Source organism: Enhydrobacter aerosaccus, from assembly GCF_900167455.1.
Classification (GTDB): domain Bacteria; phylum Pseudomonadota; class Alphaproteobacteria; order Reyranellales; family Reyranellaceae; genus Reyranella; species Reyranella aerosaccus.
Genome location: NZ_FUWJ01000018.1, coordinates 49,493 through 69,058, shown reverse-complemented (window position 1 = coordinate 69,058; position 19,566 = coordinate 49,493). Strand labels below are relative to the sequence as shown.

Here is a 19,566-nt window from a genome sequence, read left to right as displayed (position 1 = left end):
CCTCGAACCTGCAGGAGGCACTGATGGCTGAGCAACTTCCGAGGCCTTTCACGTCTACTCCCTTCGTTCCCTTCGCCGGGGAGCTGGATCAGTTCCTGAATCGTATGATGCGGAGCTGGCCCTTTGGTTGGCTCGATACGGTGGGCGCCTCGCAATTTCCGGCGCTGCGTGCGTTCGAACCCGCACCGAAGATCGAAGTGAAGGAAAACGGCAATCATTACACCGTCTGCGTCGAGGTGCCCGGCCTCGACCAGAGCGACATCAAGGTCCGCGTCGACGGCGACATGCTGACGATCGCCGGCGAGAAGAAGATCGAACGGTCTGACGAGAAGACCCACTATTCCGAGCGCAGCTATGGCAGCTTCACGCGCTCGTTCCATCTCCCGACCGATGCCGACAAGGAAGGCATTTCGGCACAGTATGGCAAGGGCGTGCTGACGCTCGAGATTCCCAAGACGAGCAACGGTCACGCCGGGACGAAGGAAATCGAGATCCGGCCGTCCTGAAGGCTAAAGGCCTTCGCGCTCGATCCAGCGCCTGAGCAGAGCGGCCAACTCATGCGGCCGCTCGAGCGGCGCCATGTGCCCGCAGTCCTCGATCACCTCGAAATGGGCGTACGGCAGGTGCTGCGCCATGCGCTCGGTCTCGGCGAAGGTGCGAAGGCGATCCTGGCGGCAGGCAACGACCAAGGCCGGGCAAGTGATCCGTTCGAGATCGGCATAGCCGTCGTTCCGCACCAGGGCCGCCTGCCGGGCTCGGACCTCGGGCCCGAGGCGGCGCTGCATGTCGCGCAGCCGACCGAGCAGGACCGGGTCACGTTCGCGATCCGGATGCAACCCCATGGCGACGCCATTGGCTCGCGGGGGCCGGTTGCCCGGCAGGTAGCCTTGCTTGCGCTGCTCGGTCTCTTCCCTGGTATAGGCGCGGGCCGAACTGGCCACGAAGGCAACAGCGCGCACCCGCTCCGGTGCCGCCAGCGTCAGCACGCGGGCGACGAAGCCGCCCATGGAGAAGCCGATCAGTACGAAATGTTCCGGGACTTCCGCCAGCACGCGTCGGGCCATGCCTTCGAGCGTGTCGTCCTGATAGACGTTGCCGTAGTGGAGGCGGCCGAGCTTCTCGAGATCGGGCACCATGTCGGCCCACAGAGTGGCGTCGCACATGAAGCCGGGCAGCAGAACAAGGTCGCGCACTAACTTGGTCCTTCAGGTTTCGAACAGCCACTGGCGTTCGCCCACGAAGCGCGCGGTGGCGAGGCCGAGGGCCATGGCGCCGACGACGAAGGCAACGACGACGGCGGCCTGCAGGCCGGCCTGGACATCGCCTCGTCCGAACAGAACCGTTGCCTGGAAGGCGTAGCTGCCCGGAACCATGATGATGATGCTGGGAACACTCAGCACGATGCGGGGTTGGCGCAGCAGCCTGCGGGCCAACGACGCCAGGAGTCCCGCCGTGAAGGCGCCGACGAAGGTTGCCGAAGCCAAAGTGACGCCGGCGTCGTAAAGCGACAGGCGCAGTTCATTGCCGACCAGCGTCAGAAGTCCAACGGCACAGGCGACGCGCCATGGACTGTTGTAAAGCAGGGCGAATCCGACGCCGCCGATGAAGCTTGCCCCGCCGCGCAGGATCAGCACGACCGCGGGGCTCGCCGAGGAGACGGTCGCCTCGGGCAGGCTGTAGCCGGCAAATGCCACGACGATGCCAAGGCCGAACGCTGCGGCGGCAAGCAAGGTCGCGCCATAGGTGAGCCGGACCACCGCGGCGACGGTTTGCCGCTGCAGCAGGTCGAGCAAGCCGGCGACCAGTGGGAACCCTGGAACCAGAAACAGCATGGAGGCAAGAATGCCGATCCCATGGTGACTGGCCTCGCCCGCTTCTGCGAGCAGCAGCAGTAGCAAATGACACATGCCCGCCGCGGCAAGGGCGCATATCGCTGTCATCATGTACTGGTTGAGGTGACGCCGCGACAGAGCCATGCGCAGTGCCTGGCCAAAGGCACCGCCGACAATGGCGGCGAGGGTGCCCGGCAGATCGCCGCCATTGAGATAGGAGAAAGAGGCGCACGTCAGGCCGATCGCCAGCGAGACGGTCACCCAGGAATGAAGCGGGGCCGTACGTTCGATGCGGTCCAGGGCGCTGTCGATCTCTTCCGGGCGCATGGCTCGCGTGTCATCCTGCGCCAGCCGCTCCAGCTCCATGAGCTGGGCAGCATTGATGCCGAGCGGGCCAACCTCGCGGACGAGGGTGAGGTGCTCGCCGTTGCGGGTTGCCGTGGCGGTGATGGTCGTAACCGCAACGTTCACCGCCAGATCGTCGAGCCCCACCTTTGCTGCCAGCGCCTTCAGCGCCGCGACGATCCGGAAGCCAGCGTCGCCGGTACGGACCATCAGGCTGCCGAAGCGCAGGATCACCTCGAGCGACGCGTTGAGAAACGGATCGGTGCTCACGGGAGAGATGGGGTCACAAGGATGGCAGGGGGGCGCCATGCCGGCGATGCGGCTGGGGATTGTCGATCGGAGTGTCGCGGCGAGGGTTGCTATTGGTTTCCGCCCACAATCGCTTGCGTTGAATCATCTCGTCTCCCCGGCACATAAGACACTCTATCGGTCTTTCGCGCGATGGTCGCCTTTGTTAGCGTCTATACGGCGTTCACTCGGCAACAGGGAAGATCAGATGGCGGACATACGGCGGGAATTCGATAGCTTGGGCGAGGTCAATGTTCCGGCCGACAAGCTGTGGGGCGCGCAGACCCAGCGCTCGCTGGAGCATTTCAGCATCGGCAAGGATCTCATCCCTCGAGAGATGATCACGGCCTACGCGCTGCTGAAGAAAGCGGCCGCCAATGCCAACCACGCCGGGGGGCGACTGGACGACAACGTTCACAAGCTGATTGTCCAGGTGTGCGACGAGATCCTGGCCGGTCAGCATCACGACATGTTCCCGCTTCATGTCTGGATGACCGGCAGCGGCACGCAGTTCAACATGAACGTGAACGAGGTCATTTCGAACCGCTGCTGTCAGATCGCCGGCACACCGCTGGGATCGAAGAAGCCGGTCCATCCCAACGACCACGTCAACATGTCCCAGTCGTCCAATGATTCCTTCCCGTCGGCGATGTACATCGCCGCGGCAATGGAGACGACCCGGCGGCTGATCCCGTCGGTCAAGGCGCTGCACGATGCGATCGATGCCAAGTCCAGGGAATGGGCCGACATCGTGAAGATCGGCCGGACGCACATGCAGGATGCGACACCCATCACGCTGGGGCAGGAATGGTCGGGCTATGCCGGCATGCTGGCCGACAACCTCGAGCGGCTGCAGGACGCGCTCAAGGGCGTCTATCATCTGGCGCTGGGCGGGACGGCGGTCGGTACCGGCATCAATGCCGCGCCGGGCTTTGCCGAGGCGGTCGCCGCGGAAATCGCCAAGCTCAGCGGGCTTCCCTTCGTTTCCGCTCTCAACAAGTTCACCGTGCAGGGGGCGCACGATGCGCTGGTGCAGCTCTCAGGAACGTTCCGCACGGTCGCCTCGTCGCTCTACAAGATCGCCAACGACATCCGCCTGATGTCCTGCGGTCCGCGCGCCGGTTTCGCCGAGCTGCACATTCCCGAAAACGAGCCCGGTTCGTCGATCATGCCCGGCAAGGTCAACCCGACACAGGCCGAGGCCCTGACCATGGTCGCGGTTCAGGTCATGGCAAACGACGTGGCGGTCGGCTTCGGCGGCGCCGGCGGCTATCTGGAAATGAACGTCTACAAGCCGCTGATAATCTACAACATCACGCACTCGATCACGCTGATGACCGACGGCTGCGCCAACTTCCAGAAATTCCTGGTCGAGGGCACGCAGCCGAACCGCAAGAAGATCGCCGAATATGTCGAGCGCTCGCTCATGTTGGTGACGGCGCTGGCGCCAGTGATCGGCTACGACAAGGCCTCACAGATTGCCCATCACGCCAGCGACCGCGACCTGACGCTGAAGCAGGCGGCGTTACAATTGGGTTACGTAACGGAGGCTGAGTTCGATCGGATCGTCGATCCGGCGAAGATGGTTCATCCCTACGTGGCCAAGTAATCGTGGCCGAGTAAGTCGGTGATCCAGACCCTGCCTTGACCTCGGTCAAGGCAGGATGCGCGGATAGCATCGAAGCTGGTTATATGACCAGTGCCGTATCGATCACCCTTACTCGCCAAGCCAACTACAAATTCCTGGTGGATTATGGTCCTGGCCTGCCGGGCGGGACCTTGGACGAACCAGCGCCCCTGGGCGGCAGTGAAGGGCCGTCGCCGGTCCAGGCGTTAGTGACAGCCGTTGCGGGCTGCCTGTCGGCTAGCTTTGTCTTCGCCCTGGCCAAGTTCAAGGAGGACCCGGGCCCGGTAGCCATCGCCGCGACGTGCTCGCTCGCCCGCAACGAGTACAACAGGATGCGCGTCACCGGCGTCGACGTGACCCTGAAGCTCGGCACGCCGCCGCAGACGCTGGCCCACCTGCAGCGCGCGTTGGCGCAGTTCGAGGATTTCTGCACCGTCTCGCAGAGCATCCGGGCCGGTATTCCCTATACGCTCAAGGTCGTGGCGCCGGATGGAGAAGTGGTCAAGGCAGCCTGAGGCACCGGCGTTCGACGCCGTCCAGGGAGGACGCTCGGCTGCGAGTTCATTATCGGTTCGATCACCGCGTGAGGTTCAGCAATGGCTGAAAGCGTTCTTTCCCCAAAATCCCCGAACCTGAGCGTTCCGGCCTTCTGGCCCATGGCTCTTGCGGCAAGCCTGGCCGAGCAGGGCGCTGACCTCTATGCCCGCAACGTCAAGTTCATCGAGGAAGAGATCAAGATCCACGACCGATTGCGGCCCGCATTGGCGACCGCGAACCAGGTGCGACTCGATCTCCGGACCATGACGCTGCGCGACTATGGCGGGCGGGGCGGCCTGCCGACGCTGGTCGATGCGCCCTATGCCGGTCACTCCGCGATGATCGCCGACTACCACAAGGGGCAGAGCCTGGTGGAGACGTTGCTGGCCAGTGGCGTGGGGCGGGTGCTGCTGACCGACTGGAAGTCGGCGACCGACGACATGAAGGACCTCGAGATCGACAACTATCTGGCCGACATGGTGGTGGTGATCGACGACCTGGGCGGCCGCGTCAATCTTGTCGGCCTGTGCCAGGGCGGATGGCTATCCGCGATGGTCGCGGCCCGCTTCCCGGACAAGGTGAATTCCCTGGTTCTCGCCGGCGCGCCCATCGATACGGATGCCGGCGATGGCCCGATCAAGACCATGGCGCACCGTTCCCCGCTGTCGTTCTACGAGCAACTGGTGGCGATGGGCGGCGGGCTGATGAAGGGCAAATTCATGCTGCAGGGCTGGAAGAACATGCATCCCGGCCAGCACTACATCCAGGATCACGTCGATCTCTACGAGCATATCGACGATCCGGCCTATGTTGCCAAGGAGGAGACCTTCAACAGCTGGTACGAGAACCCGATCGACCTGCCGGGCCGTTGGTATCTGCAGGCCATCCGGCAGCTCTTCAAGGAGAACCAACTGGCCAAGGGCCAGTTCGTCGGACTTGGTCGGCGTCTCGACCTGCGGGCGATCACCTGCCCGACTTATCTGCTGGCGGGCGCCGCGGACGACATCACCACACCCGAGCAGGTTCTCAATGCCGCCCGCTACATCGGCACGCCGGCCGACAGGATTGTGCAGCAGACCGTGCCTGGTGGGCATATCGGCCTGTTCATGGGATCGCATACGCTGAAGGACCATTGGCCCGGCATTGGCCGCTGGATCGCGGCGCAGTGAAGGCCGGCAATCACGTCGCGGCAGGCAGACGCTGTCGTTCCCGGGCCTTGAGCCGCGACAGCGATACCGGCGTGATGCCGATATAGGCGGCGAGATCCTGTTGCGTGACGCGCTCCGAGAGCCACGGCCGCTCGGCGAGGGCGTGGGCCAGCCGCTCCGGCGGCGTCAGGGTGAGAAGGCTGCGCTCGCGGCCGGTGAGATGACGGGCCTTGTCGTGGAGGAGCAGGCTGAGGCAGTGCGCCCAGTCAGGCTCGGACTGGACGAGACCCCGTAGCAACTCGACGTCGAGCAGTTCCGCCTCCGTGTCCTGGCACGCAATGCCATCGTAGGCCACGGGCTCTTCGTCACCCAGGACGCCGATGCAGGCGGCGACCTGTCCCTCGGAGAGGAAATCCCGCACGCGCTCGGTACCGTCCTCGGACTGGTAGCTGAACTTCACCACGCCGTGGCGGATGAGCGCGATGTAGCCGACGCGCTCGCCGGCGTGGAACAGCGCCTCGCCGCGCCTCCAGGAGCGATGCACGAGCCGGGCGCGCAGTATCGCGGCGTGCGGGAGGGGATGGCCGGCACGGTTTTCCAGGATCTCGATCAGATCGAGGCGGCGGTCGTAAATCTGGTTCACTTAACCAAAGATAATGTCGCTGTGCCGCCGCCGCCATAGGGTCGCCGTGACCCTCAGTGGAGTAACCGCAATGCTTGTCTGGAAAGTCGGCGACGTCAGCATCACCAAATTGGTCGAGATCGAGACCGCCATGCCGGCCGGCGGACCGCCCGGTTCCATGCTGCCCGACGCCCATCCCGAGGCCGTCCGCGCGATCGACTGGCTGGTCCCGCAATTCGCAACAGCGGAAGGTCATCTCAGGATCAGCGTGCATGCGTTGCTGGTGCAGACGCCGACGATGCGCCTCGTCGTCGACACCTGCATTGGCAATGACAAGCCGCGCAACGGCACCCTGTTCGATCGTCTGCAGACGCGCTTCCTGCAGGATCTCGACGCGGCCGGTTGGATGCGCGACAGTGTCCAGGGCGTGCTGTGCACGCATCTTCATGTCGATCATGTCGGTTGGAACACGATGCTGATCGACGGGCGCTGGGTGCCGACCTTCCCCAAGGCGCGATACTATTTCGGCCGACGCGAATTCGACGAGACCGAACGCGAGGCGCGCGACCGGAGCGTCCGTTCCCATGACGGCGCCATCTTCGCCGATTCGATCCAGCCCATCGTCGAGGCGGGATTGGCTACCTTTGTCGCCATGGACGCTCAGCTTGCGCCGGAAATCCGATTGCTGCCGACCCCGGGCCATACGCCAGGCCATGTCAGTGTGGTGATCGAATCCCAGGGCGCGCGGGCGGTCATCACCGGCGACCTGATGCACCATCCCTGCCAGATGGCGCGGCCGGACTGGTCGTCGGGCTTCGACAGCGATCAGGACGAGTCGCGCGGCACCCGCCAGTCCTTCCTGCGCCAGTTCGCCGATACGCCGACGCTGGTGATCGGCACTCACTTCGCGGGGCCAACGGCCGGCCGAATCATCCGCGAAGGCGACGCCTATCGCTTCGTCTGTTAGCCGCGTCAGCGGATGGCGCGGCTGCGCCGAGCCAGCAGGATCATGGCGATCAGGGAGATGGTGCCAAAGGCAAAGCAGAGCCAGAGCGCGCCAGCAGCGCCGAAGCGGTCCAGCACCGCGGCGAGCACCGTCGGCGCGCTCGCCGACATGATGCCCTGCGTCAGGGCGAGCCGACCCATGTAGGAGCCGAACTGGCCGCGGCCGAACAAGGCCAGCGGCAGGGTGGCGCGCTGGACGGCCTTGAGCCCGTTGGCCATGCCATAGGCCACCACGCACACGACGGCGATGGCCCAGTTGCTGCCGTCGATCAGCATCAGCGCGAGGCCGAACGGCAATGCCGCGGAGCCGAACACGGCCGACATCATGAACGAGTAGCGATGGCCGAAGGCGAGCTCGACGATGCGGATGCCGACCTGGGACGGTCCGACCAGCGAGGCCAGGAACAGCGCCGAGGCAGGCGGATGGCCGAGGTCCCGCAGCACCTCGATCAGATGGATGATGAATCCCGTGAAGACGAAGGCGCCGAAGGAGAGCGTGATGTTGAGCAGCCGGTAGATGCGCGTCCGCTCTTCTGGAGGCACGCCGCCGCTCGCCGTCGGCGCGGCTGTCTTCGCCGTCTGTGGAGGCGCCGAGCGGGGCAGGACGAGGAAGTGGATCGGCGCACAGACCAGCAGATGGACCGCGGCATAGATGAGGGTGGTCCCGCGCCAGCCGACCATCAGGTCGAGCGCGCCGCTCAACGGCCAGAACACGGTCGAGGCGAAGCCGCCGATGATCGCCAGCACGGCGATCGCCTGTCGCGCGCGCGGCCCGGCGACCTGGGCCAGCGCGATGCTGGACGGCGTGTTCAGCGCCAGCGTCGAGGCGACGCCCATGCCGGCCCAGGCGCAAAGATAGACCACCGGCCCTTGGCTGAGGGCAAGCAAGAGCAGCGACAGCGCATAGAGCACCGATCCGCACGCCATGACCAACCGGGGGCCCGTGCGATCCATCATGCGCCCGATGCGCGGCGACAATAGCGCGCCGACGGCGAACATCACCGTGATGCCGGCGAAGACCAGCTCGGTCGGCATGCCGAGCTCGTCCTGGATGTGGCGGCCGAGGACCGAGGGCAGCAGGAATGTGGTGCCCCAGCCGATGATCTGGGTGACGCCGAGCCCGAGAGTGGCGCGGCCGACGGGCGCGAAGATGGTGGCGCCACCGAGGGCGCGGATCATCGGCTAGTCACGCCGCCCGAGCCTGTTCGGGGTAGAGCGACAGCAACCCGGCCTCGCTGGCCGGGCAGACGCCGCGCTCGGTGATGAGGGCCGTGACCAGCCGCGCCGGCGTCACGTCGAAGGCCGGATTGGCGGCGGGGCTGCCCTCGGGCAGCACATCGACCGCCACGACCTCTCCGCTTTCGGTGCGGCCGGAGATGCGCGACAGCTCGGCGGCGTGGCGTTCCTCGATCGGGATCTCGCGATGGCCGTCCTCGATCGTCCAGTCGATGGTCGGATAGGGCAGTCCGACATAGAACGGCACGCCGTTGTCGCGCGCAGCCAACGCCTTGAGGTAGGTGCCGATCTTGTTGCAGACATCGCCGCGCCGCGTCGTGCGGTCGGTGCCGACGATGCAGAAGTCGACCTTGCCGTGCTGCATGAGATGGCCGCCGGCATTGTCTGCGATGACGGTATGCGGCACGCCGTGCTTGCCGAGCTCCCAGGCCGTCAGGCTGGCGCCCTGGTTGCGCGGCCGGGTTTCGTCGACCCAGACATGGATCGGGATGCCGGCATCGTGCGCCTGGTAGATCGGCGCCAGGGCAGTGCCCCAGTCGACCGTGGCGAGCCAGCCGGCATTGCAATGGGTGAGGGCGTTCAGCCGCTCGCCCTGGCGCGGCTTGAGGCGACGGATCTCGCCCAGCCCATGTTCGCCGATGCGGCGGCAGATCTCGGCATCCTCGTCGCAGATCTCGGCAGCGCGGCGGTAGGCCGCTTCACGCCTTGCCGCGCTGGGTAGCGGCGCCAGCAAGGCCCGCAGGTCGTCGAGTGCCCAGCGCAGGTTGACGGCGGTCGGGCGCGAGGCGAGCAGCAGCGCATGGGCGCGCGCCAGCATGGCGTCGGACGGGTCGGTCGCCATCGCCAGCGCCATGCCGTAGGCGGCGGCGGCGCCGATCAAGGGAGCGCCGCGCACCACCATGGTGCGGATGGCGCGCTCGGCATCCTCGACCGTCCTGAAGTCGCGGACGACGAAACGATGCGGCAGCAGGGTCTGGTCGATGGCCTGCACGGTGCGGCCGTCGGCACCGAGCCAGATGGTGCGGTAGGGGGTGCCGTCGACTTTCACCGCACGGCCTCGCGCTGCGTGGCGCGGGCGGCGTCGTTGACCGCCTTGATGTCGGTGAAGCCACCGCCCTCGACCATCAGCAGCCGGGCAAGCTTCAAGGCGCGCTTCTCGCAGCGGGCACGCAGGTCGGGGTCGACGATGCTCTCGAGATCCTCGACATGGGCGAGACCCAGGATGCGGCGCGTCATCTTGGCGCCGGCGAAACCCAGCGCATCGACGAACAGGCGACGCATGTAGGCATCCTGCGCCGCCTTCAAGGCCAGCGGCTCCTGGTTGTTGAGGAACAGCGCCGGGGCGAGGACGTCGCCGGCATGGGCGTTGTTCCACAGGGCGCGGAAGCGTTCATCGAACAGCGTCCAGATGCTTTCGATGGTCTTGAGGATCCAGTCGCGGTAGCTGTCGCGGCTGCCCGGCATGGTCTCGTGACCGCTCTGCGAGAAATAGGCGAGGTAGAGATTGCCGAGCAGCGCGCCGACATCGAACCCCATCGGCCCATAGAAGGCGAACTCCGGATCGATGGCGTAGGTCTCGGATTCGGTCACCATGATCGAACCGGAATGCAGATCGCCATGGATCAGCGCCTGGGCCTCGCTCAGGAACTTGAGCTTCAGCTCTTGGGCGGCCCGCTTCCACGGGCCATCGGTGCGCACGGCGGCGGCGGTGAAGTCGAGCTGCGGGCTGGTCCAGCGATTGCCGTCCGCCACCCGCCACGGGTCGGTGAAGACCAGATCCTCGGTGATGCGGCAAAGCTCGATATTGTCGCAGAAGAGCGCCATGTGCTTCTTCTTCTCGGCCGCCGGCTGGCCGAGATCGGAGGTCGCGAACAGCGTCTCGGCCATGAAGGTCGCCATATGGTCGGCGAGCTTCGGATAGACCGTGCCGCGGATCAGGCCCTTGCGCAGGATGATGTGCGGGTTGAGGTAGTCCATGACGGTGAGCGCCAGCGTCTCGTCGAAATGGAACAGCTTCGGCACGTGCTGTGGCGCCGCCTTGGCCTGCACGACAAGCGCCTGATACTCGAAGAAGGAGCGGCGCAACGGCAGTGGCCAGCTCTCTCCCACCAGCCGCAGATAAGGCAGGGCCTGCTTCAGCACCACGCCGCCGCGCGGTCCCTCGATGACAAAGACGAAATTCAGATTGCCGTCGCCGACTTCCCGGATCTTCCACTCTGCGGGTTGACCGCCGAGATTGGTTGCGACGGCCGGAATCTCCGCCAGGTAGGCGGCGACGTCGGCTTCCTTCAGGGCCCGATAGCCGGGCGGAACATCCAGTGACATGGCGCCCGGAAATTCGGGCCTGCCGCGCCGAAGGTCAAGAGATCGCTCTCGCAACCGCGTCGACCAGGGCCGCGGCATCGAGTCTATAGGCGCGATAGAGATCCGGAATATCGCCCGACTGGCCGAATGACTCGATGCCGAGCGGGACGACACGCTGACCGCGCACCGATCCCAGCCAGGACAGCGCCAGCGGGTGGCCGTCGAGGACGGTCACCAGGCGTGCATCGCGCGAGAGCGGTGCCAGCAGGCGTTCGACCGGGCTCGCGCCGCGGTCGATCGTTCCCGCGGTGCGGCCGCGTTCCCGCTGGGCCGCCAGCCAGTCGGCGTGCAGCCGGTCGGGAGAACTCAGGACCAGCAGGCCGGCGCCGGCGAAATCCCGGACGATGCTGGCATGTGCGGCGATCGCTTCGGGTGTGACCGCGCCCATCGCCACGAGCGCCACGTCGGCCCCGGGTTCCGGCGGCGCATACCAGTAACCGCCGGCGATGAGGTCGGCCTCCTGCGCGGGCGACAGTGTCCGTTCGGGCTGCAGCAGGCTGCGGGTGGAGAGGCGCAGGTAGATCGAGGACCCTTTAGGCTGCTGCATATGCTCGAGTCCGAAGCGCATCAGCACCGCGAGCTCGTCGACGAAGGCCGGCTCGTAGGAGAGCAGGCCGGGCTGGCCGATGCCGATCAGCGGCGTATGGATGCTCTGATGCGCGCCGCCTTCCGGCGCCAGGGTGACGCCGGAGGGTGTGGCCACCACCATGAAGCGCGCATCCTGATAACAGGCATAGTTCAGCGCATCGAGGCCGCGGGCAATGAAGGGATCGTAGAGTGTCCCGATCGGCAGCAGGCGCGTGCCGAACAGTTCGTGGCTGAGGCCGAGGGCGGCGAGCTGGATGAAGAGATTGTTCTCGGCGATACCCAGCTCGATATGCTGGCCGCGCGGCGTCTTGCGCCAGAGCTGCGCCGACACGACCTTGAGCTCGCGGAACACGTCTTCCGCCTCGGTGTGGCCGAACAGGCCGCGTCGATTGATCCACGCACCGAGATTGGTCGAAACCGACACGTCCGGTGAGGTGGTGACGATCCGGCGTCCCAGCTCGCTGTCCTCGGCGGCGATCGCGTTCAGGATCTTGCCGAAGCCTTCCTGCGTGCTGGCCTTCCTGTCGTTGGGTCTGGGCAGGGCTGCCGGAATGGCGATCGCGGGTGCCGCGGTACGGCGCCGGCCTTCGGCATTGAAGGGCGCCTGGCGGATGAAGGTTTCGAGTTCTGCGACCGGCGCAGCAAGGCCGGCGAACTTCTGCCACTCCTGGCCGTCGGCGATACCCATGCCCTTCTTGAATCCCGCCATCTGCTCGACGGTCATCAGGCCGGAGTGATTGTCCTTGTGACCGGCGAAGGGCAAGCCCTGGCCCTTGATGGTGTAGGCGATGAAGCAGGTCGGCGTGTCGTCGGTGACGCCCTCGAAGGCGTCGAGCACCGCCTGCATGTCGTTGCCGGCCAGGTTGGTCATCAGCCGGTGCAGCGACGCGTCGTCGTGCTGCTCCAGGATGCGGCGGATGCCGGGATACTGATTCAGGTCGCGCGTCAACGCCTCGCGCCAGCCGGCGCCGCCCTTGAACACCAGCGCCGAATAGAGCGAGTTGGGGCAGTCGTCGATCCATTGCCTGAGCTGCTCGCCGTCCGGTTGGGCGAAGGCGGTCTCCAGCAGCTTGCCATATTTCAAGGTGACGACGCGCCAGCCCACCAGCTCGAACATCTCGCCGATGCGGCCGAACAGGCGATCGTTCACCACGCCGTCGAGGCTCTGGCGGTTGTAGTCGATCACCCACCACAGGTTCCGCACGTCGTGCTTCCAGCCCTCGAGCAGGGCCTCGAAGATATTGCCCTCGTCGAGCTCGGCGTCGCCGACCAGCGCCACCATGCGACCGGTGGGTCGTTCTGCTGGTGCGAGCTTCTTCAGCCGCACATAGTCCTGCACGATCGACGAGAAGAGCGTCATCGCCACGCCGAGACCGACCGAGCCGGTCGAGAAATCGACGTCGTCGACATCCTTGGTGCGCGAGGGATAGGACTGCGCGCCGCCATAGCTGCGGAAGTGTTCGAGCTTGTCCTGGGTCTGATGCCCGAACAGATACTGGATGGCATGGAACACCGGTGAGGCATGCGGCTTCACCGCGACGCGATCCTCCGGGCGCAGCACCGAGAAATAGAGCGCCGTCATCACGGTCGCGAGCGACGCGCACGACGCCTGATGGCCGCCGACCTTGAGCCCGTCGCGGTTCGGTCGCACATGGTTGGCGTGATGGATGGTCCAGGCGGAAAGCCACAGAACCTTGCGTTCCAGGTCGCGCAGGAGCTTCAGGCGTTGGACGGGGGCCATGGAGGTCATGACAACCGGGATACGCTCGGCATCGGGGAATATCCTTGCGTTTGGACCCGTTCCGCCGCTGTATAGGGTAAAATTGCGCCAAAATCAGGAAATTGAAGCAATGATCTCCCTCGACGCCATCGACCGGCGCATCCTGGAGAAGCTGCAGCAGGACGGCCGCCTCAGCAATACCGAGCTGGCGGAGAAGGTCGGCCTGTCCTCGTCGCCCTGCTGGCGGCGGGTGAAGGCGCTCGAGGAGGCGGGCGTGATCAAGGGCTATGCCGCCCTGGTCGATGCCAAGACGGTCGGCCTGTCGGTGAACGTCTTCATGAGCGTCTCGCTGTCGACCCAGAACGAGAAGTCGCTGAAGGACTTCGAGCGAGCGGCGGCGGCGCGCCCGGAAGTGATGGAATGCTATCTCATGACCGGCGACAGCGATTATCTGCTGCGCATCGTCGTGCCCGACCTGGAAGCCTACGAGCGCTTCGTCATGGATTTCACCAAGATTCCCGGCATCGCCCAGATCAGGAGCTCGTTCGCGCTGCGCCCCGTGAAGCAGGGGACGGCCCTGCCGCTCGGCTGAGATAGGCCTCGACGAGCGCAACGATCTCGTCCTCGATCTCGGCATCGGAGAATTGCGCCGCCTTGTGCTCCTCCACAAGCGCCCGCGCGACCCCGAGCGCCGCCCGCGTCGCCACGAACAGGCGCAGCGCGCCGATCTGCGAGAGCCCATGCTTCGAGCCCAGGCTGGCAATGAACTGCTCGACGCCCTCGCTGTGCTCGTCACCATGACCCTGGCCGAGATGCACCGACATCACGGCGCGGCGCAGTTCGCGGTCGGTACGATGGCGCGCCACCAGGGTCCGTACGATCAAGCGCACGCGATCGCCCGGATCGGAGGCCAAGGCCGCCGTCATCGCTATCTGGTCCTCGGCCAGCAGGCGGCGCGCCAGAGCCACCAGGATCGCCGTCTTGTCGGGAAAGTAGCCGTAGAGCGTACCGACACTGATGCCCGCCCGCTCGGCGATGCGGTTGGTGTTGAGTCCGGCCAGCCCGTCCCGGCGTACGATCCGAGCCGCGGCCTCGAGGGCTGCATCATACGTCGCCTGCGCACGCCTCTGCTGGGGCGCCCGCCGTTGAATCTTCGGCTTTTTCCGTCGTTGCGATTTGGCTGCGGCCATATCGGGCAATCCGAGTAGGTGAATCCGAGCAATCGTCGTATCTAATCGGCCATGAAGCGAACGGCAACGGCGATCCTGATCTCCTTCCTCTTGCCCTTGATGCTGGGTGGCTGCGGCGTGGACCGCGCCCTGCACGTCGCGTCGTCGCTGACGGCTCACGAGCTCTGCTCCGTGGCCTTCGTCGAAGGTCGTGATCCCGAACCGGTCTTCCACGATTACCTTCAGCCCTTCATCGGCGTGCGGATCGTCGCCGACCGGCTGCATTACACTGTCGACCACGAGCGGCGACAGGTGACGGCAACGGTGGGACATGCGTTTGCCGCACGCGCCGTCTATGCGGAGGGCCGCGGCTGCACGGTGATGAACCGGTCCGCCGCTCCGCCCGCGCCGCTTGTTCTCGACCCGGTGGCGTTTGCCGATGTGCCCTTGCCGCAGGCCCCCGATCCGCGCCTGACGGCCGCAATCGATCGCGCCTTCACGCCCGACCGCCGCGCTCTGGTCATCGTCCAGGACGGCAACATCGTGGGCGAGCGTTACGCCGCGGGCGACAGGGCCGACACACGCCTGCAAAGCTGGTCGATGGCCAAGTCGATCACCAACGCCCTGATCGGCATCCTCGTCCGCAACGGCAAGCTCGCGCTCGACCAGCCGGTCCCGGGATTGCCCAATGGCATCACGGTCGACCACCTGCTGCGCCAGACCAGCGGCCAGCCGTTCGGCTCGTCGAACAGCGGTTTCGACCTGTCCAGCCGCATGCAGTTTCTCGAGGCCGACACCGCAGCATTCGCCGCGACCCGCTTCGAGGGCAAGCCGGGGGAGCGCTGGTCCTATACCGACGCCAACTACCAGCTCCTGTCGGGCATCGTCCGACGTGCCGCTGGCGGCACGCCCGACGCTGTGGCCAATTTCGCGCGCCGGGAACTGTTCGGGCCGGCCGGCATGAAGAGCGCATTGCTGGAGTTCGACGAAGCCGGGACGCCGATGGGGGCGAGCTGGGCCTTTGCGTCCGCCCGCGACTGGGCGCGCTTCGGGCTGCTCTATCTGAACGATGGCGTGGTCGAGGGCCGACGCCTGCTGCCCGAGGGCTGGGTCGACTATTCGGCCCGGCCGACGCCGCCGGCGGAGGCGGGCTATGGCGCCGGCTTCTGGACCAATCGCGGCGAGTCAGAGGGTGCCCGCCGTCGCCGTTCCTGGGGCATGCCGGCCGACTCCTTCTTCGCGCTCGGCAATTCGGGCCAGATCGTGCTGATCGCGCCGTCGCGGCGGCTGGTGATCGTGAGCCTGGGCTTCTCGCTCGATCCCACCAACCACACTCCGGTCGAAGCCGTCGCGCGGCTGGCGCAAGCCCTTGCCGACCTTGGATCGGCGAGGTGACTGAAGTGTCGGGCCGCAAGCCTCCGCCAACGGCCAGGAGCGGCTAAAGCTCGATCATGCCCGTCATCATCGGCACGCAACGGCCGCCGATGTAGGTGGCAATCACCTTGCCGCCCTTCTTCTCTGCGCACGCCTGCAGGACGCTCGGCCGGCCCATGTCGAAGCCCTGGCCGATGGTACGGTTGAGCGTCAGGTCGGCACTGTCGTCGAAGTGGGCCAGCAGCCCGATCAGCGCCACGTTGGCGGCGCCCGTTGCCGGATCCTCGGGAATGCCGTGCTCCGGCGCGAACATGCGGGTGTGGATGTCGATGTCGCCGTCCGCGGCCCGGACATAGAGGTGAAGACCGACCGTACGATCCCGCGGCAGGTCGCGGGCGAAGACGTCGGCGCGCGGGGCGGCGGCCTTCAGCGCTTCCCGCGACACGAGCTCCGCGAACAGCAGCCCGGCACCGCAGGAGGCAACGACCGGCCGATGGATATCCGTCTTGATGTCGGCCGGCTTCAGGGACGCCGCTGTGGCCACGATCTCGACAGGGATCTCCTCGCCGAAGGTGAGTGGCTGCGGCGCCGCCAGGCGGGTGGCGATCACGACGCCGTTGTCGCGCACGAGGTCGAGCGGCACGACGCCGGCCTTCTCCTCGAACAGCAGGCGGTCGCCGGTGATCTTGCGGCCGAGGCACTGGCCCGCCCGTGCCAGCACGAACGCGGTGCCGACATTGGGGTGTCCGGCAAACGGCATCTCGGCCTTGGGCGTGAAGATGCGCACCTGCGCCGTGTGCGACGCATCCTGCGGCGGCAGCACGAACGTCGTCTCGGCCAGATTGAACTCGGCAGCGATGGCCTGCATCTGCTCGCCCGACAGGCCGCGGGCGTCGGTGACCACGGCCAGCGGATTGCCGCCGAATTGGCGGTCGGTGAAGACATCTACGGTCGTGAAGGGGATTTGCATGGCGGGGACCCTAACCGCTTGCCGAAAGGGGGCTGAGCGAGATTAACTTGTGTCTGGGAGGAAAAACACTTGGCCAATCGGATAGTCACGGACCCGGCTGTGGCCGGCATGACAGCTTTGTGTCGGTCCGTACTCCGGCGGCCTGGATGCGCTCCAACTAGAAACTCAGCGTTGAGGCCTTACCGATGACCCGCATTTCCTATGACCACGGCGTTTCGCCCAAGAAGCTGATCGGCGAGACGATCGGCGCCTTCTTCGATCGCACCGTGGAGACCCATCGCGAACGCGAGGCGCTGGTGGTGAAGCATCAGAACATCCGCTGGAGCTGGAGCGAACTCGGCCGCCGCGTCGACGATCTGGCCGCCGGTCTGCTGGCCCTGGGGTTGGAGCGCGGCGATCGCATCGGAATCTGGTCGCCCAACAATTCGGAATGGACGCTGACCCAGTTCGCCACCGCCAAGGCCGGTCTGGTGCTGGTGAACGTCAACCCCGCCTACCGCCGCGCCGAGCTCGAATATGCGATGAACAAGGTCGAGTGCAAGGCGCTGATCCTGGCGCCTTCGCTCAAGACCTCCAATTATCTCGAGATTGTGGCCGACCTGGTCAAGGACCGGAAGCTGCCACATCTCAAGCACATCGTCCGTCTCGGCGCGGAGAAGACGCCGGGCATGCTGAATTTCGACGATGTCGCCAAGGCCGGCGGCAAGGCCGAAAAGGCGAAGCTGGCCGAGATCGGCCCCAAGCTGCAGTTCGACGATGCCATCAATATCCAGTTCACCTCGGGAACGACGGGTTTTCCCAAGGGGGCGACGCTCACCCATCACAACATCCTGAACAACGGCTATTTCGTCGGTGAAGGACTGAAGCTCACCGCCACCGATCGCCTGTGCATCCCCGTGCCGCTCTATCATTGCTTTGGCATGGTGATGGGAAATCTCGGCTGCCTGACGCACGGCGCCACCATGGTCTATCCGGCCGAGGCTTTCGATCCGCTGGCGACCCTGCAGGCGGTCGCCGAGGAGCGTTGCACGGCGCTTTACGGCGTGCCCACCATGTTCATCGCCCAGCTCGATCACCCAGAGTTCGGCAAGTTCGATCTCAAGAGCCTGCGCACCGGCATCATGGCGGGATCGCCATGCCCCATCGAGGTGATGAAGCGGGTGCAAAGCCAGATGCACATGCACGAGGTGACCATTGCCTACGGCATGACCGAGACCTCGCCCGTGTCGACGCAATGCGCGACGGACGATCCGGTGGAACGGCGCGTCTCCACCGTAGGCCAGGTGATGCCGCATCTCGAGATCAAGATCGTCGATTCCGAAGGCAGGATCGTGCCGTGCGGCGAGACCGGTGAATTCTGCACCCGCGGCTATTCGGTGATGAAGGGCTACTGGAACGATGCCGAGAAGACCGCCGAGGCGATCGACGATGGCGGCTGGATGCATACCGGCGATCTCGCCACCATGGACGCCGAGGGGTACGTGAATATCGTCGGTCGCTTGAAGGACATGGTGATCCGCGGCGGCGAGAACGTCTATCCGCGCGAGATCGAGGAATTTCTCTATCGCCACCCCAAGGTGCAGGACGTGCAGGTGATCGGCGTTCCCGATCAGAAGTACGGCGAGGAGATCTGCGCCTGGATCAAGCTGCGAGACGGCCAGAGCGCGACGCCCGAGGAGATCAAGGAATTCTGCAAGGGCCAGATCGCCCATTACAAGATCCCGCGCTATGTCGAGTTCGTCGATGCCTTCCCCATGACCATCACGGGCAAGATCCAGAAGTTCGTCATGCGCGAGGAGACGATCGGCAAGCTCGGGCTCAAGATGCAGAAGACCGCCTGACACCACCCCTCTGCAATGACGGCCCCTGCAGGGGCGTCAGCGGATGCGGCGCAGATGGACCGACCAGGTCTCGGCGCCGGCCTGCGTTTCGGCCGTGCTGGTGCACTGCGCCGCCTCGCCCGAGCCGCCGCCGGCGCAATCGAGATTGGCGGGGTAGGCGCTGCGCCCGTCGCTGCAGGTCATGTTCGAGGTGTGGAAGCGGAGCTGCGGTCCGACATAGTCGGCCTGCGCCGTGGCCTGGCAGGCATAGTCCGGCTGGTTGAGGCGCTTGTAGAGAAATCGTCCGCGTCCCTGGGCGTCGAAGCAATAGGTCGAGACGCCCGGCTGGTTCGAATACTGGAACACGTCGGTGCGCCAGCAGCCCTTGAGGAACGACAGATCGCTGACCGGCGCCGCCGGGAGCGCGAGCGCTGGCAGGGAAGCGCCCGAGGTCGAAGGGCCGGACACGGGCGGGCCAAAGGGCGCCGTCGGTTGCGGATAGGAGGGCGGACGCGAACTGGTCGAAAAGGACGGAACCGGCGGAAGCGACGGGTTGTAGCCGCCGGGCGGCGGCGGAGGCGGCAACACCGGTTGGGTCGTTCCATTGGGATAATGCGGCCCGGTACCGCGCGGATCGCCCAGCCCGCTGCCGATGCCGGTGGTATTGGCGGTACTGCCGCCGGGGGCAACGCCGACGCCCTGGGCATGGGTTACTGTCGTCGCCATGGGGGTGGCGGCCAGCGCAAGGGCGATCGTGGCCAGGGCCTTTATCGCAGGCATTTTCGGCATATCGGTGGCGTTGTGCCGATCATCAAGTTGTCGTCGTTCAGAAATGTGTGATGGGCCTGACCGCCCCGAAGCGCGCCTTGCTTGCAGCGGAAATAGTTTTCGAGTGCGGAGGTAGTACAGCGGTGCCAGTGG

The 19,566-nt window shown here is 65.8% G+C and carries 18 protein-coding genes; 8 read left to right on the top strand and 10 right to left on the bottom strand.

The window, feature by feature from the left end; all coding sequences use genetic code 11:
- Window positions 1-23: 23 nt before the first annotated feature.
- Complete coding sequence (locus B5D62_RS31405; protein WP_170921247.1) at window positions 24-506, top strand: Hsp20/alpha crystallin family protein; 483 nt, start codon at window positions 24-26, stop codon at window positions 504-506.
- 3 nt (window positions 507-509) lie between these two features.
- Here B5D62_RS31405 and B5D62_RS31400 read toward each other — a convergent pair whose 3' ends face one another.
- Window positions 510-1,193, bottom strand: coding sequence for an alpha/beta fold hydrolase (locus tag B5D62_RS31400; protein WP_085938046.1), 684 nt, complete (start codon window positions 1,191-1,193; stop codon window positions 510-512).
- Window positions 1,194-1,205: 12 nt separating this feature from the next.
- Entirely contained in the window at window positions 1,206-2,447 is a 1,242-nt protein-coding gene (locus B5D62_RS31395; protein WP_170921246.1) for a threonine/serine exporter family protein, read from the bottom strand.
- Window positions 2,448-2,673: 226 nt separating this feature from the next.
- On the opposite strand from B5D62_RS31395, the gene fumC reads away from it, so the two are divergent.
- From fumC to B5D62_RS31380, 3 genes are all read left to right on the top strand, one after another.
- Window positions 2,674-4,074 (top strand): class II fumarate hydratase, encoded by a 1,401-nt coding sequence (gene fumC, locus B5D62_RS31390; protein WP_085938044.1) that lies wholly within the window; start codon window positions 2,674-2,676, stop codon window positions 4,072-4,074.
- An 83-nt stretch (window positions 4,075-4,157) separates the two neighbouring features.
- Window positions 4,158-4,607, top strand: coding sequence for an OsmC family protein (locus tag B5D62_RS31385; protein ID WP_085938043.1), 450 nt, complete (start codon window positions 4,158-4,160; stop codon window positions 4,605-4,607).
- Between the two features lie 81 nt (window positions 4,608-4,688).
- On the top strand, window positions 4,689-5,798 hold the full coding sequence (locus B5D62_RS31380; RefSeq protein ID WP_085938042.1) for an alpha/beta fold hydrolase: 1,110 nt from the start codon (window positions 4,689-4,691) through the stop codon (window positions 5,796-5,798).
- 10 nt (window positions 5,799-5,808) lie between these two features.
- On the opposite strand, the gene B5D62_RS31375 is transcribed toward B5D62_RS31380, so the two are convergent.
- A complete protein-coding gene (locus B5D62_RS31375; protein WP_085938041.1) occupies window positions 5,809-6,420 on the bottom strand; it encodes a Crp/Fnr family transcriptional regulator in 612 nt (203 codons plus the stop codon).
- A 70-nt stretch (window positions 6,421-6,490) separates the two neighbouring features.
- Here B5D62_RS31375 and B5D62_RS31370 point away from each other — a divergent pair, with 70 nt between their 5' ends.
- Window positions 6,491-7,366: an MBL fold metallo-hydrolase gene (locus B5D62_RS31370; RefSeq protein ID WP_085938040.1), complete on the top strand. Its 876-nt coding sequence runs from the start codon at window positions 6,491-6,493 to the stop codon at window positions 7,364-7,366.
- Window positions 7,367-7,371: 5 nt separating this feature from the next.
- Here the strand turns inward: B5D62_RS31370 and B5D62_RS31365 are convergent, their stop codons facing one another.
- From B5D62_RS31365 to B5D62_RS31350, 4 genes are read right to left on the bottom strand one after another with little or no spacing between them, the layout of a single operon-like run.
- Window positions 7,372-8,583 (bottom strand): MFS transporter, encoded by a 1,212-nt coding sequence (locus tag B5D62_RS31365; protein WP_085938039.1) that lies wholly within the window; start codon window positions 8,581-8,583, stop codon window positions 7,372-7,374.
- A 7-nt stretch (window positions 8,584-8,590) separates the two neighbouring features.
- Window positions 8,591-9,688, bottom strand: coding sequence for an S-methyl-5-thioribose-1-phosphate isomerase (gene mtnA, locus B5D62_RS31360; protein WP_085938038.1), 1,098 nt, complete (start codon window positions 9,686-9,688; stop codon window positions 8,591-8,593).
- Entirely contained in the window at window positions 9,685-10,965 is a 1,281-nt protein-coding gene (mtnK, locus tag B5D62_RS31355; protein ID WP_085938037.1) for an S-methyl-5-thioribose kinase, read from the bottom strand. Before mtnK ends, mtnA begins: the two co-directional genes overlap by 4 nt.
- 34 nt (window positions 10,966-10,999) lie before the next feature.
- Window positions 11,000-13,333, bottom strand: coding sequence for a transketolase (locus tag B5D62_RS31350; protein WP_231715008.1), 2,334 nt, complete (start codon window positions 13,331-13,333; stop codon window positions 11,000-11,002).
- 109 nt (window positions 13,334-13,442) lie between these two features.
- On the opposite strand from B5D62_RS31350, the gene B5D62_RS31345 reads away from it, so the two are divergent.
- On the top strand, window positions 13,443-13,904 hold the full coding sequence (locus B5D62_RS31345) for an Lrp/AsnC family transcriptional regulator (protein WP_085938035.1): 462 nt from the start codon (window positions 13,443-13,445) through the stop codon (window positions 13,902-13,904).
- Here the strand turns inward: B5D62_RS31345 and B5D62_RS31340 are convergent.
- Window positions 13,846-14,502, bottom strand: coding sequence for a TetR/AcrR family transcriptional regulator (locus B5D62_RS31340; RefSeq protein WP_170921245.1), 657 nt, complete (start codon window positions 14,500-14,502; stop codon window positions 13,846-13,848). The genes B5D62_RS31345 and B5D62_RS31340 overlap by 59 nt on opposite strands.
- A gap of 51 nt (window positions 14,503-14,553) precedes the next feature.
- Between B5D62_RS31340 and B5D62_RS31335 the strand changes: the two genes are divergently transcribed.
- A complete protein-coding gene (locus tag B5D62_RS31335; protein ID WP_085938034.1) occupies window positions 14,554-15,876 on the top strand; it encodes a serine hydrolase domain-containing protein in 1,323 nt (440 codons plus the stop codon).
- A 43-nt stretch (window positions 15,877-15,919) separates the two neighbouring features.
- On the opposite strand, the gene B5D62_RS31330 is transcribed toward B5D62_RS31335, so the two are convergent.
- Window positions 15,920-16,825 (bottom strand): PhzF family phenazine biosynthesis protein, encoded by a 906-nt coding sequence (locus tag B5D62_RS31330; protein WP_085938033.1) that lies wholly within the window; start codon window positions 16,823-16,825, stop codon window positions 15,920-15,922.
- Window positions 16,826-17,010: 185 nt separating this feature from the next.
- Between B5D62_RS31330 and B5D62_RS31325 the strand changes: the two genes are divergently transcribed.
- Window positions 17,011-18,666: an AMP-binding protein gene (locus B5D62_RS31325; protein ID WP_085938032.1), complete on the top strand. Its 1,656-nt coding sequence runs from the start codon at window positions 17,011-17,013 to the stop codon at window positions 18,664-18,666.
- A gap of 36 nt (window positions 18,667-18,702) precedes the next feature.
- Here B5D62_RS31325 and B5D62_RS31320 read toward each other — a convergent pair whose 3' ends face one another.
- Complete coding sequence (locus B5D62_RS31320; protein ID WP_139374195.1) at window positions 18,703-19,425, bottom strand: hypothetical protein; 723 nt, start codon at window positions 19,423-19,425, stop codon at window positions 18,703-18,705.
- Window positions 19,426-19,566: the final 141 nt, after the last annotated feature.